General features: G+C 49.3%; 10 protein-coding genes. 6 read left to right on the plus strand and 4 right to left on the minus strand.

Features of this window, described 5'->3' with window-relative positions; genetic code table 11:
- The first annotated feature begins 11 nt into the window (after window positions 1-11).
- The 5 genes from IPL32_06470 to IPL32_06490 all read left to right on the plus strand — a co-directional run bounded on the left by IPL32_06470 (window position 12) and on the right by IPL32_06490 (window position 5,716).
- On the plus strand, window positions 12-248 hold the full coding sequence (locus IPL32_06470) for a hypothetical protein (GenBank protein ID MBK8465458.1): 237 nt from the start codon (window positions 12-14) through the stop codon (window positions 246-248).
- On the plus strand, window positions 196-660 hold the full coding sequence (locus tag IPL32_06475) for a hypothetical protein (GenBank protein ID MBK8465459.1): 465 nt from the start codon (window positions 196-198) through the stop codon (window positions 658-660). The genes IPL32_06470 and IPL32_06475 overlap by 53 nt, the downstream gene beginning before the upstream one ends.
- 1 nt (window position 661) lies before the next feature.
- Complete coding sequence (locus IPL32_06480) at window positions 662-979, plus strand: helix-turn-helix domain-containing protein (protein ID MBK8465460.1); 318 nt, start codon at window positions 662-664, stop codon at window positions 977-979.
- Window positions 972-1,688 (plus strand): NADAR family protein, encoded by a 717-nt coding sequence (locus tag IPL32_06485; protein MBK8465461.1) that lies wholly within the window; start codon window positions 972-974, stop codon window positions 1,686-1,688. The genes IPL32_06480 and IPL32_06485 overlap by 8 nt, the downstream gene beginning before the upstream one ends.
- A gap of 179 nt (window positions 1,689-1,867) precedes the next feature.
- On the plus strand, window positions 1,868-5,716 hold the full coding sequence (locus IPL32_06490; GenBank protein ID MBK8465462.1) for a TonB-dependent receptor: 3,849 nt from the start codon (window positions 1,868-1,870) through the stop codon (window positions 5,714-5,716).
- Between the two features lie 318 nt (window positions 5,717-6,034).
- Here IPL32_06490 and IPL32_06495 read toward each other — a convergent pair whose 3' ends face one another.
- Window positions 6,035-9,736 (minus strand): peptidase, encoded by a 3,702-nt coding sequence (locus IPL32_06495; protein MBK8465463.1) that lies wholly within the window; start codon window positions 9,734-9,736, stop codon window positions 6,035-6,037.
- Between the two features lie 528 nt (window positions 9,737-10,264).
- Window positions 10,265-10,507, minus strand: coding sequence for a hypothetical protein (locus IPL32_06500; protein ID MBK8465464.1), 243 nt, complete (start codon window positions 10,505-10,507; stop codon window positions 10,265-10,267).
- Between the two features lie 180 nt (window positions 10,508-10,687).
- On the opposite strand from IPL32_06500, the gene IPL32_06505 reads away from it, so the two are divergent.
- Window positions 10,688-10,960, plus strand: a complete 273-nt coding sequence (locus IPL32_06505) for a hypothetical protein (protein MBK8465465.1) — start codon at window positions 10,688-10,690, stop codon at window positions 10,958-10,960.
- Between the two features lie 29 nt (window positions 10,961-10,989).
- Here the strand turns inward: IPL32_06505 and IPL32_06510 are convergent, their stop codons facing one another.
- A complete protein-coding gene (locus IPL32_06510; protein MBK8465466.1) occupies window positions 10,990-12,978 on the minus strand; it encodes a DUF2075 domain-containing protein in 1,989 nt (662 codons plus the stop codon).
- 32 nt (window positions 12,979-13,010) lie between these two features.
- On the minus strand, window positions 13,011-13,169 hold the full coding sequence (locus tag IPL32_06515; GenBank protein ID MBK8465467.1) for a helix-turn-helix transcriptional regulator: 159 nt from the start codon (window positions 13,167-13,169) through the stop codon (window positions 13,011-13,013).
- Window positions 13,170-13,247 lie beyond the last annotated feature (78 nt).

Here is a 13,247-nt window from a genome sequence, read left to right on the forward strand (position 1 = left end):
ATAGTGTTGTTATGCAAGAGACTACATCTATTTTCAAAGACGGGCGAACGATAACAACACGGCTTTCAAAGTTCGGTGAGCGACCTGATCGCGAATTTGATATACAGTTCTGGCAAGGGCTGAGTTCGGAAGAGCGAGCGAATGCCGTTTGGGAGATGGTCGTCGATTATTGGGAGATGAAGGGAAAAGAACCGCATGAACTCAGACTTCAAAGATCTGTTGAGAGCGTTCAGCGAAGAAAATGTTAGATACCTCGTTGTCGGAGGCTATGCTTTTGCTGAGCATGTCGAACCTCGATATACAAAAGACCTGGACGTTTGGATCGAACGAACAGCAGAGAACGCTGACCGCGTTCTTGCCGCCTTACGCAGTTTTGGTGCGCCGCTCAGAGAGTTGGCGAAAGATGACCTAACTTCTCCCGGCACGTTTTACCAGATCGGCCTACCTCCGAGCAGGATAGATATAATCACTCAACTCGAAGAAATGGATTTCGCCGAATGCTGGAATCGCCGCAAAACCGGGCAGATTGGCGATCTAGCGGTCGAATTCATTTCAGCGCCCGATCTGATGGAAAACAAAGAGCGAACCGGACGGCCGCACGATCTTGCAGATCTCGAACACCTTCGACAGGCACAAAAAGAACGTGAGAGCGGCAAGTAATATGGACGTATACGCAGAGTCGAGCGGCCTTATAGGTGTCGGTGCAGAATCTTTTGTGCCGCAGACCGTGCATTCGTGGCTCAATTATCAGATCGGCAGCATCAAGCCCTTTCAGATCGAAACGCTCTGCACGGCTCTCAACTGCACGCCAAACGACCTTTTCGAATGGCGCGAGGACAACAAAACCGTCATCCCCGAAGGCCACGCCCTCCGCTCGCTAAAAAAATCAAACAATCACCTCGCCCTCCGCGACATCCCGGCAGATAAGCTGGAAAAGCTGGGCGAGATGCTTGCGCAGTTAGGTGATGAACATGAGTAAGATTGTAATCATTGCCGTTTTGTTCTCCTTGCTGATTTCTTGTAGTAAACCACCCTATCCCAAAGCCTGGTTCGAGCCGGTCAATGATCCAAACAAGCCCGACTGGGAAATACTACCGCAGGAGGCGAAGCGGGGTGAGGTTATTTTGTCGAAACGGAATGAGCTTGGCATCTTGTCGAACTTTGCGGCGACGCCGTTTGAGCTGGACGGCAAGCGGTACGCTAGCGTCGAGGGCTTTTGGCAGATGATGCTTTATCCCGAAACTGAACCGTGTCCTGATTGTCCGATCGATCCGCGGCTTAAAGAAGGTGTGGAGTGGAAATACGCTCGCGAACAGGTCTCACAGATGACAGGCTTCGAAGCCAAGCAAGCCGGAACGCTCGCCGAGGAGAACATGAAAAAACTCGGCATTGACTGGTGTACTTATAGCGTGAATGGCATTGATACATTCGACATTGACGGGAAAGGAAGATTTCCTTATCGTTCGGCAACGCCTGGCACTCATTACGCCCTTATCGTCGCCGCAATGCGAGCCAAGCTCAACCAAAACCCCGAAGTAAAAAGCATCCTTCTTGCCACTGGAGACTTGAGATTAAGACCGGATCATTACGGGGAACCCGCTCCGCCGCCTGAATGGTATTACTGCGATATATGGATGCAGTTGCGCAACGAATTGCGGCCACAATCGGATACTTATTCAATCTTCTAGCCAGAATTAACACTCATTTAACATCCAATTCATCAATCGTTAACATCGCGGCTTCATTCTGATTCTTGCAAGCCAAGAATTTAAATATATTTTTCCTAAAAACAGACTGGAAACAGGCGATAGCTGCATTAGACACTACGTCCTTTCGGTCTTTATAGGTTTTCAAAAAAGGAGTCACGATGAAAATTCACGATTTCGCAAAGACGATCTCAGCTATTCTTCTACTTTTATTTTGTTTATTTATTGATTCACACGCGCAGGTGGCGGGCGGCTTGACCGGCGTTGTCAAAGATCCGAACGGAGCTGTTGTACAGGGAGCTTCCGTTATTGTAAAAAACAGCGGCACGAACCTCACACGCAACGCCGTGACGAACGACGAAGGCAGATGGACGGTGACAAATTTACCAAGCGGCACATATTCCGTTTCGTACGAAAAAGACGGATTCAAAAAGGCGGTCAACGCGAGTGTCGATGTCGAGGCATCTGTTACCAGATCGATTGATGTGAATCTCGATATAGGCGTTTCGGATGTGTATGTTGATGTTTCAGCCGATCAGCCGCTCGTTCAAACGGAATCGGCCGCAGTATCGCGTCAGATCACGGGTGAACAGTTGACCAAGCTGCCGACCTCGACGCGAAGCTTTACGGGATTGCTCGGGTCGGAATCGGGCGTTTCGTCAGAACTTTCGCCGGTTGGTGTGAACGGCAACGGTAATATTTCGCCATCCGTAAACGGAACTCGCACGACTTCGACAAGTTTGTCTTTCAACGGCGTGGACGCGACCAACATTACCAGTAACGAAGGTTCGCTCGCCGATAACATCTCGCCTGCACCCGAAACGCTGCAGGAGGTAAAGCTGCAGACATCGCTTTACGACGCATCGACGGGCCGCAGCGGCGGCGGCAATTTCCAGCTTGTAACAAAGGCCGGCGGCAACCAATTCAGCGGCTCGGCATATTATTATCTCCAAAACAACAAATTTAACTCGAACGAGTTTTTCCTGAAAGAAAGCGGAAACGAAAAGCCGAGAGCTGACCGCGTCGAAACCGGATTTACACTCGGCGGCCCTATCGTTAAGGACAAAGCCTTCTTCTTTGCGGGATATCAGTACACCGATGCAAATACCGGTTTGGTTCCTACGGCAAGGACACGAACAGTGCTTCCTATGGCACTTAGCGTGCTGGGAAATGACCGTTCAAAAGCGGCTATCGCTGCGGCATTCAATCAGTTTAGCGGCTGCACGGTTGGCACGACCTGCCTGCTTCCGACTGACATCAGCGATCATGCTTTCCGCATTTTCAACCTGCAAAACCCTGTTACCGGCGGCTTCTACTTGCCTAGCATCACAAATTTCCGATCACTCGGCATCGTAGATCAGACTGGAACGGGCAGCTATCAATTCGGCAGTTTTCCGGGGATAACAACGCGGACGCTGCAAAGAAACAACCAGCTGGCTGAGGTGATCAGTGTTGAACCTTCGCTGTTTACACAGCACCAGTTTACCGGGCGCGTCGATACGCAACTTAGTGCAAAAAATACTCTGAGCGGAACACTTTTCTGGGCCAACTTTCCGGGGCTCGATTCATTTCCCGACCCGAACAGCCTTGCTTCGCCGACGACGCTTAGACGTGATGATCGCAACCGAACCTTATCTATAGGCGATACACATATATTCTCGCCGAACTTGATCAACGAGGTTCGCTTTGGATATTTCTCGCTAGACAACACACGTTCGCTCACCGAAGATTTTTCGACCGGTGATTTTACGAACGAATTTGTCGGCGTAAACAATCCAGCATCCACATTCGATAACAGTATTTCAACCACGCGCTTAGGACATTACATCGGCCGTAACAATCTTGCCAACTTCTCGTTTGGCGGTCCAAACGATTCGTTTAACAAGCGAAAGCAAGTGACTTACAGCATCGGCAACAATGTTAACTGGATCACAGGCAATCACAACATCAAATTTGGAGGCGAGTACAAACGGCACCAATACCAAACGAGCTTGCCTGAAGAGCAGGCCACCGAGTTTGAAAAATTTGATTCATTCACACAATTGCTTACGGGTAATGCAACCGAAGCCGATACGCAATACGGTATTACGGAAAAGAGTTTTCAGTTTAGGGACTACGGATTCTATATTGCGGACAGTTGGAAGGTCAGCCGGAAACTGAGCTTAAATCTTGGCCTCCGCTATGAGCTGTTTATGTGGCCTGAGGAAAAAGATGGCCGTATCGGAAACTTTGATCTTGCACCTTTTCTATCATGCTTTGATAAAACGGGTGGTACAAATGCCCTATGCGACAACCCGACTGCTGGATTTATCGTGCCCAATAACGTGCGCGACACTGGCATCTCCATCGTTGATTCTGCGATCGCGACGACACAAAGGTCCTCTAATAAACACACGCTGAACGGCCAGGACATGAACAACTTTGCACCGCGGCTTGGCTTCGCTTATTCGGTCAACGACAAAATGGTAGTTCGCGGCGGCTGGGGAATATTCTACGACCGTCCGTCAGCGGCGTTTATCAATACAGTATTCTCAAACTATCCGTTCCTGCGAGAGGTCGAGATCACAGTACCAAGCGGCAACGTCTCGATCCCAACCGCTTTTTCAGGTGTTCCCACGAACATACCGTTAAACGAGTGGCTGCCTTTCCGCATCGTCAGAGCTTCCGGGGCGAACGGAGCCTATCAAATTCGCGACAACACGCCGGTGTTTGTCGATTCGCGTGGCAATCCTCAGGGAGCCTCTTGTGTTCCATCGACGGGAGTAGGCTGCACACGCGGCAACATCGCCGAAACATTTGAGTTTCGCGCAGTTGACCGTGACCTAAAGACACCTTACATCCATCAATGGAATTTTGGTGTTCAATATGAGCTTGCTAAAAATCTAATGTTCGAAGCACGCTATGTCGGAACAAAAGGCAAAAATCTGCTTATAGCGAAGGCGTTGAATCAAGGCTTTGACCTGAACGACCCCAATACGCCGGATCATATCTATGAACGATTCAATCAGGCATACGTTGCCGCTGGTTCGCCTAACGGTGCTCTCAATGCTGGATCGACAGCACGGGAACGAGGAACGGGACGAGCATTCGGATTCCTGAATACCGTAACGGGCAATCCGACCGATCTGAATCTTTCGTCCGCAAACGGAACATACATCAACTTCGAAGCACGCGTTCCGATCCTTGGATTCAACGTTCCTGAAGCTCTGCTGTTGCAGTCGAAAGGAAACTCGGATTATCACGGCGGACAGTTCAGTCTTACCAAGCGTCTTTCGAAGGGCCTGCAGTTCAATGTCGCGTACACTTTTTCCAAGTCGATCGATATTATGTCGAGCGATCCGGGCAGCACGGCAGGCAGCGGCAAACCTGACGTTCCAAATAGCGGATTCATTGCTCAGGGCGATTCAAGAAATCTCGAAGGCAACCGTGCCCTTTCCGATTTTGACCGCACACATCGTTTTAGCACGAACTTTGCGTGGGAGATACCGACGGGCGATTCTGACAACCGCTTTATAAAAGGCTGGTCAGTTTCGGGATTTGTTCAGGCGCAATCGGGTTCGCCGTTCACGGTTTTCGCGTCCGAGCCTGAGATCGGCAACGTAAGCCAGCTTAACGACCTCGCTCGCGGTTCGGGCGGCATTTATCGCCTCGGTTTTGGCCGTCCAAACCTTACCTGCTCCGCTGCGGATGCGGTTTCAAGCGCAAGCCCCGGCAATTTGACGGTGATCAACCGAAGCTGCTTTAGTTCCCCACAGGGCGGCTTCGGCAACCTCGGACGCAATACGTTTCGTGGCTCGGTGCAAAAGCGTTTCGACCTTAGTTTTGTAAAGAACACCCGAATAAACGAACGAATGAGCTTTGAGCTTGGCTTCGATATCTTCAATGTTTTTAACACGGTAAACTATGCCAACCCGAACAGCGATCTGCAGGACTCAGTAGATTTTGGCGTGGTAACAAATACCGTCGGCGGACCTCGAGTTGGACAGTTCCGAGCTAAGTTTCGGTTTTAGTTTCGCAGACAAACAATTGGAAAAGAAAAAGGCTCGTTTTGAGCCTTTTTCTTTTCCTGTCATGCATTTCGGTCAAAGCATAAGGCGATGCGCGTGCCGACCATTCCGACCATTCCGCCAAGGCCGCCGGGATTGGACATTCGTTTGGAAAAAGTGGAGATTTTTGGTGGCTTTTTGGGGTTCAAATATGGCTTTTTTGGGGGTCTCCGATGGCTTTTTGGGGTCGAAAGGTGGCATTTTCTGTAAAAAACCAACTTTTGAGCCACAAAAAAAGACTCATAACGAGCCTTTTTCTGTTTAGTTTGTTAGGTTTAGCACCTATTGCATCATGTTGGCAGGATCGCGTATTTCGATCAGGCCGTTGGCAGTCAGCGTTGCAGAATCGCCCTCGTTAAACATAAAGCTCTCCCACGAAAGCGGCGACGCTGAACCGGCTGTTCCGACGACCGTAAACCTGAGGTTCAGGAGCAGGCCGTTGCTGTCTATCGCCATCGGGCCGTAAACTGCTACTCTAAGCAGCCCTGGTTCGTCCGTCTTCGTTACCGCTGTAAGCCCGCGGCTGACGGTTCCGATGACATCAACCGGATTGTTCATCGGCTGTATCACCGTCGGATCATATCTCAGATCAAACTCATACGCGATGATGCCTTTATTCACCACGCCCTCGACGCTGACCGGTACAAGGACCTCGCTGTTCGGCATCGCAGTTATACGGCCGGCACAGACGGCAGGGCTGTCAATTTCTGTCCTTGCGGCAGGCCGTGCACCTGTGTTTGTCCAGTTGCCCGAGACCTCGCCCATTAGCAATGCTGAGTAATCTTCGCCTGCGATGCTGCTGCCGACCGTGCCGTATGATCTGCTGGCAGGCAGGAATTTCCAAGTTCCCGTAAGTCCTCCGTTTAGGCCGGTTACTACATAACTTGCGATCTGGGCCGCATCGAATGAAGAAACGCTGCCGTTGTTACTGACATCGGCCACGAGCAATTGATTACCTGTCAAAAAGCTGGTTCCCGATACATGCTGTGAGATCCTTCCGGCGTCGAATGATGTGATGTTATTCACTCCGCCTACTTTGGTCGGCGTGACGGTGTAAGCGCCTGCCCCAAAACCGCTGAGAGCGTATTGGCCTGCATTTACACCAGGAGCGGCAGTTGTCGTCGAAACATTGGTCGAGCCTGCACCGGAGATCGTTACATTTGAAACGTAACGCGGGGTGGGCGCTCCTATCGCATTGCCATAAGTGACAGTTCCTGAGATCGCTACGCCGAGGACCGTAACGCTGCCATTGGTTGTCGCGCATGCCGGAATACCTTCGTTGAACTGGAATCCGGTGTGAAAAATGCTGGCCGGATCGGTGTAATCCTCAAAATTCAACTCTGTTGACTGCCCTGACGAGCCGACGGCAGTGAATTTGAGATTGATCAGAGTTCCCGAACCTGTCAAAGGCACTCCCTGAAACGCTGAAATTATAAGATGTCCGGCATAGTTGGCGTTCGGCGTGATCGACATCGCGCTGCTCAAGGTCCCTGCAGTGTCATATAAGGCACCTGACGGCTGTAAGACCGCCGGATCGAAAGTAACCTGCAGGTCATACGATATTATCTCCGAACCCGTAGTATCGCCCACCGTTATCGGTACCGTTATCTCTGCTCCCGGGGGCGAAGTGATGGCGGGAAGCGTTACGCCGATCGGCGAACCTGTCGGTGTTGGCGTTGCCGTATTTGTAGCCGTGTTTGTCGGCGTAAATGTGGCCGTCGCGGTATTGGACGGGGTAAATGTGGGCGTGAAAGTAGCTGTCGACGTCGGCGTTGATGTATTCGATGGCGTGAACGTCGGCGTAAATGTCGGTGTATTGGTCGCCGTGTTGGTTGGTGTCGGCGTATTCGTCGGCGTAAACGTGCCGGTTGATGTCGCAGTCGGTGTGAACGTACCCGTGTTCGTCGGCGTAGGCGTGTTGGTAGCCGTATTAGTTGCCGTCGGTGTATTCGTCGGTGTAAAGGTCGGCGTCGGGCCTGAACTTGTGATCGTAAAGTTTGCGTTGGACATATCGTAAAAGATGTTGCCGATCGCTTCTACCTTGATCCGAGCCGTCGTTGTGGGTGTGTTTGGAATCGTAACACTCTGACTTCCGTCGTTTGCGGTGCTTGCCAAAAGAACCGTCGGGAAAGTGTTGCCGCCGTCGGTCGAGAGAGAAATTTTGACATTAGGGCTGTTGAAGGGAGCGCTTGCCGTGCTGCCCGCATTCCACGTAACTGTTTGGGTCGAATTTCCTGCGTATGAAACAGCCGTATTAGGCGACGTAACACTAAACGCACCGCCCGTGTTATTGACAGTCACAACCATATCGTCAAATTGGGTTTGGCCAATAGTTGAAGCAGGAACATACGGGCGATTATCCCTGACCGTCAGACGAAAATTCAATGTCCTGTTGACCGAGCTCAATGCCTCGATGTTCGTTCCCGGATCACCGCCAGTCAGCACAGGAGTTACAAATAACCCTGCCTGAACCGTCGAAAGGCGCGGCATATATCTGGTTGGCGATGTCGAAGAGGCAAAGGACAGCCAATTCGGGCCGCCGGTTTTGGTCGGAGAAGCAATGCTGTTTGCTCCCGAGACAGTTGAGTTGTCGTTTTGCTCCCAGTTATAGGTAATCGGGTCGCCTTGCGGATCGGTTGCCGTGCCTGTGAGAGCAAATGCCGTCGAGATCGGGATCGTGTAATCACTGCCCGCAGAAACGGTAGGCGGGCCATTTACCGTCATCGTTGTCGTCACCGGACAGGTTTTTGTTGCCAAATTGGCCTGTATCTGTGCTATCGATGCCTGATGAAAAATATCAATGGAGTGTGGTGCAACGTCACGTGTCGTGATGCCCGCATAACCCATGATAGTAATACCCGAACCAACTTCCTTATTTACGCCGGAGCCCTCGAGAGAGTGTGAAAATGTATGATTCGCACCCAATTGATGCCCGACTTCGTGAACTACATAATCGATATCAAAGTTGTCACCCTGCGGTATTCCGTCAGCAGGCGAAGTGATGCCGCTTCCTTTTGAGCCGTTCGTACAAACACAGCCGATGCAGCCCGCGTTTCCGCCGCCACCCGAAGCGCCGAACATATGGCCGATGTCATAGTTTGCTTCGCCGATGTTTGCGGTCAAGGTTGATTGCAACTGCGAATTCCAGTTTGAAAGCGTCGTATATGGATCGGTTGACGGATTGTAGTAAATGACGGCCGTCGTGTTGGCTATAAGGTTGAGGTGCAGCCCGAGGTCTTTTTCATAGACTCCGTTTGAACGCGTGAGCGTCGCATTAAATGCGGCTAGAACTAAAGCAACCTGTGCAGAGCTGGTGGCTCCAAAGAAGTTTGCGTATTCACCATTGCAGGACTGCGCCAGACGCATGGTTTTTACTTCGCCAGTGGAGCTTTCCGGTACGAATGAGTTCTGAACCTGCTGATCGAGGCTTGCGGCTAACTTTCTGTCCTCGGTGGAGCATAACCACGGTGAATCGCCTTTATTTCGATTAGAGCGGAACACGGCGTAAACCGTGCGGTCTTGCGAAAAAGGTTCGATATACTCGTTTTCCTTTTCAGTCCTAAAGACCATCGTCTGGATTCCCTGCGGCGAAATGCTGAGTTTCAACGTTGCATATTCATCAGTAATGCCGCGGCCGGAAAAGGCCCGAATCTCGGGAAACTTTGCCTGAAGGTCAGCTTCGAAATTCGACGCCTCAAAAACCTCGAACATTTCGATCTGGCCGTCGGCATTGGGCAAGGAAATGATCGCAGACTGCTGCGATCTGCCATCGATCACAGAAAACAACTGCTGTCTTAAAGGCTCAATGTTTAAATTGAACAATTTGAAATCGACAGGAAAAGACGCTCTGGCAACCGCCTTGTCTTTAACGATATTTATCGTGTCCTCATCGTTCGCGGTCCAAACGAGCTGCTGTGCCGATACCTTAAAAGATACGCCGGCGATCATAAGGATCGCCAATAAAAATTTGCATGTTGTCTTCATAATCATATATTTAAAAGCTGCTTTTATGTCCAACTAATATTAGTCCGCAAAACCTAGTCAAAAATACAGCACGACCGGCAACCATGCCAAAAACGGGCTGTTTTACTAAGTTATTTTGATGAAACCTCAGGAAAAACTTCGAAAAGGCGGTAAAACCAAAAACGTGGCTTAAAGGAGGCCGAGACTCATCATCCCTTATTAATCGGACGCTAATAAAAAGCTAATAAAGTCCAATCATTATAAACCACTTCGAATTTTTGTCAAAGCAAAATTGCGGCCCGTGTTAATAACAAATTAAGATGTCCGGTTTGAGATCGGATGGCAGAATCGTGAGAGTGGACGTGTGAACTGATGTAAATAAAGACAATAATGCCGGATGTCATCGACGACGGTGTGAATCGACGACAAGAAGCATCAACTCACGTCAAAACTGCCGTAATTCCAAGCTAAATATATGATCTGCAACGACTTACCTATAAACGGCCGAAAATGCGCCGTTTCTGTACCCCAAAAAGCCATCGCAGACCCTCAAAAAGCCATCGCTGACCCCCCAAAAAGCCATCGGGAAAATTTCATATTCAAGACAATTTCAGCTTTAAAAACGTCGATTTTTGCGATTTCCACTAGTCGACCACCAGCTAGCTCCGCCATATTCGCCGCCTCGCCCGCAAACCTGCCGCCTCGACATCCACCGCCGGCCACAGAAAAGCCACCGCGTGCCTCTTCCAATGTCAGCGACTCAGTGTCCGTAGGTTGGTTATAATAGTTCATCGGCTAAGCCTATGAGTTACATCCGCGACAAAAGATCACCCACACCAAAGAGCGAAGCCGTCTCGCGAGTAATGAGCGCCAACCGTGCAAAGAACTCAAAGCCCGAGAACCGATAATATTCGAATTTGGACTATTTGCCTCCGATGAGTAACGTTCTAATCGGAGGCAAATAGTCCAAAGATGAAAGTTCGCAACTACACCGACGTCGTCAAAACGATTCTTGCTCGACCTGCAACCGGAGCGGGCGGCGGAATTCCGCTGACTCGCGGAGAAGTGGCAATGCTATTTCTCGATGGTTACGCAGGCGATGGCCCGAACCTGCTCGACATCCGCTCTCAAGGCTACGGCGATGATAGCGATTGGGACGGCCTCACTGATGAAGATGTCCTTGAAGACAAGGACTTCGCGTTCGTCTGGACAAAATGGGAGCCGCTTGAACTGTGGCTAGAATGATACCATCCGGGGACTCATCTGGTGCTAAATTAGATCTCCGGAATTCCAATTTTCCTTAGATAGTCATAAGTCGCATTGTAGAATGCAGGCAATCGTGTTTTATCGTCCGGGTTTCCATTAGGCACACAAATAACCATTCCCTGACGAGCACGAGTCAAAAGAACTCTGTAAGCGTTTTTAAGAAACTGTCGCCTCTCTGATTTCTTCACTCGGTCCCACTTGTGCCCACGAAAACAGAACATTCCCCAATCATCTGTTTTAAACCTAAAGTCTGCATCCCAGTTCACACAAGCCCAGTCTACCTCCAAGCCCTGAACCTGAAATTCTGTTGCCGGATCCTCCAAGAAGTATGAAGATCGCACGTCATCCTTACCTTTGAGAAACCAATGGACTGGATTCATAGGAGACTTTACGTTGACACCCGTTGCCTTGAGTCGCTCGGCACTTGAAGACGCGAGAAGACCATATCTCTCGGTTCCGCGAGCCATTTCTCGGAGCCATTCCTTCGCTTTATGTAAATCGCGAGTAAGCACAAGTGGATATTTTTTTCTGATTGACGTGAATATTTCGGTCGCTGTTTCCGTTTCTAAATCAAGAATTGCTTTTACAAAGTCCGATACTTTTTCGGCTCGAAATGAACGCATTGAAACCGATAAATGCAAGCGGTTATCAAAATGGACGTGCTCTTTGTCTTTTATTAAATCGATTACATGTCCGGCGGCATATTCCGAATCATATAACCGCTCTGATAAGTACATTTTCCATTTTGAAAATTTTCGATTAAGTGATTCTATCCATTCACTAATGCCGGCCTCTCCGCTATTTATCTCCTGACCTCCACCTACTAAGCAGACAATAACTGCCCAGTCCCTGTGACGGTCTAAACAAGAAATTAAGAATTCAGGTTCAGATTGATTAAAGTTGTCAATGCGTTTTCGACGCTTCATGAAATTTGCTGTCTGGGCTAGGTTCCATGCGCGTTGAGCTTCATCAAAAATTGCTACATGGTCTGCTGGAGCCTTTTCCGTGTCCCGAAGATATTCGTCTCGATAATGATGAACATTTTGAATAAACGCTTTGATCTCCCCACGTGCCTTGCCGATTTTTCTAACCTGTCCCTTTTGTTTGGCCCGTTGGACATTGTCTTGCGCAAGCACCTCCGTTAGAACTGAAACCAACGGTTGATTACCCGATAAAAAAACACTGGGCTCATTTACCTCGTGCCTAACTTTACGCATTTGTCGGGTTGCAACATCCAGACCGACAAGTGTTTTCCCTGCCCCCGGAACCCCTGTTACGAAACAAATTATCTTTTCCCCATCTTTTTCGGCTTTAGCAATAATCTCAGAAATAGCTTTTCCTGTATCGCGAAGATTGCGCGCGGACGCGTCAGTTCTTGCAATGTTTTCAACGGAATGTTCCCTATATAAGGACGTAGCTGCTTCAATTATTGTTGGAGTTGGTGAATACTGGCCGTCGGCCCACTCGTCAGGCTTTATCGATTCTTGTCCTTCCAATTGAAGGACCTTTTCGATTGCATTACGTAGATTAAGTATGTTGGTGCAAATCGGAGGCGAAATCAGCTTGTCAGAATCAAGTTTCCATTCATCTAACAAGATACCGGAAGTTGCCTCCGTTGCAATTAGTATCGGGGCAACAATCGCCTCATGACTTGTTTTATGAAAGTTCTTTAGGTCTAAGCCATAATCCCAGACCTGCTCTTTAGAAACCTCGTCAAATTTGATAGCGCCTACCTTGAACTCAAGTACAAAAACGACGTGTTTAATGATGAGAATGGCATCAACTCTACTTCCCATTCTCGGTATCGAATACTCGAAATACAGATTTCCTACGAAACCTTCCAAGACATTTCGGAGGCATTCAATTTGATATATCCAAGACTGCTTCTGCTCTTGGACGTCATCGAAGTCGCTATTTCTAGCCATGATGCCGAGAATCTCATCCGTTGACTGACGGAAGAATTCGGCAAACGAATTTGAGTAGTAAAATCGCTTCATCTTGTGACAGTTTTGTCGGATAGGTTCTCATACTACCTACTAAAAGTGAAATTTAAACCGCGTTCGACCATGCCGATGTAGGTGCGGTGGAAGCCGGTTTGGAATGAGAGTTCTTCTTGTGAGAGTTTACGCTCGGTTCGAAGTTGTCTGATCCTTTTGCCGAATTCCTTGATGAGGAGTTGATCCGTCATGTGAGATCAAAACTATACGTATTGTATGCAGCGATCAACATACAATGAGTAGCAATTCGAGTGCGAAATGCGGAGGAG

The sequence above is a fragment of the Chloracidobacterium sp. genome (assembly GCA_016711345.1).
Classification (GTDB): Bacteria; Acidobacteriota; Blastocatellia; order Pyrinomonadales; family Pyrinomonadaceae; genus OLB17.

Excerpts from the sequence above, each read along its gene's own strand:
- IPL32_06505 (MBK8465465.1), top strand. The coding sequence starts at position 10,688 with ATGAAAGTTCGCAACTACACCGACGTCGTCAAAACGATTCTTGCTCGA.
- IPL32_06475 (MBK8465459.1), top strand. The coding sequence starts at position 196 with ATGAACTCAGACTTCAAAGATCTGTTGAGAGCGTTCAGCGAAGAAAAT.
- IPL32_06470 (MBK8465458.1), top strand. The coding sequence starts at position 12 with ATGCAAGAGACTACATCTATTTTCAAAGACGGGCGAACGATAACAACA.
- IPL32_06480 (MBK8465460.1), top strand. The coding sequence starts at position 662 with ATGGACGTATACGCAGAGTCGAGCGGCCTTATAGGTGTCGGTGCAGAA.
- IPL32_06490 (MBK8465462.1), top strand. The coding sequence starts at position 1,868 with ATGAAAATTCACGATTTCGCAAAGACGATCTCAGCTATTCTTCTACTT.
- IPL32_06485 (MBK8465461.1), top strand. The coding sequence starts at position 972 with ATGAGTAAGATTGTAATCATTGCCGTTTTGTTCTCCTTGCTGATTTCT.
- IPL32_06495 (MBK8465463.1), bottom strand. The coding sequence starts at position 9,736 with ATGAAGACAACATGCAAATTTTTATTGGCGATCCTTATGATCGCCGGC.
- IPL32_06515 (MBK8465467.1), bottom strand. The coding sequence starts at position 13,169 with ATGACGGATCAACTCCTCATCAAGGAATTCGGCAAAAGGATCAGACAA.
- IPL32_06500 (MBK8465464.1), bottom strand. The coding sequence starts at position 10,507 with ATGAACTATTATAACCAACCTACGGACACTGAGTCGCTGACATTGGAA.
- IPL32_06510 (MBK8465466.1), bottom strand. The coding sequence starts at position 12,978 with ATGAAGCGATTTTACTACTCAAATTCGTTTGCCGAATTCTTCCGTCAG.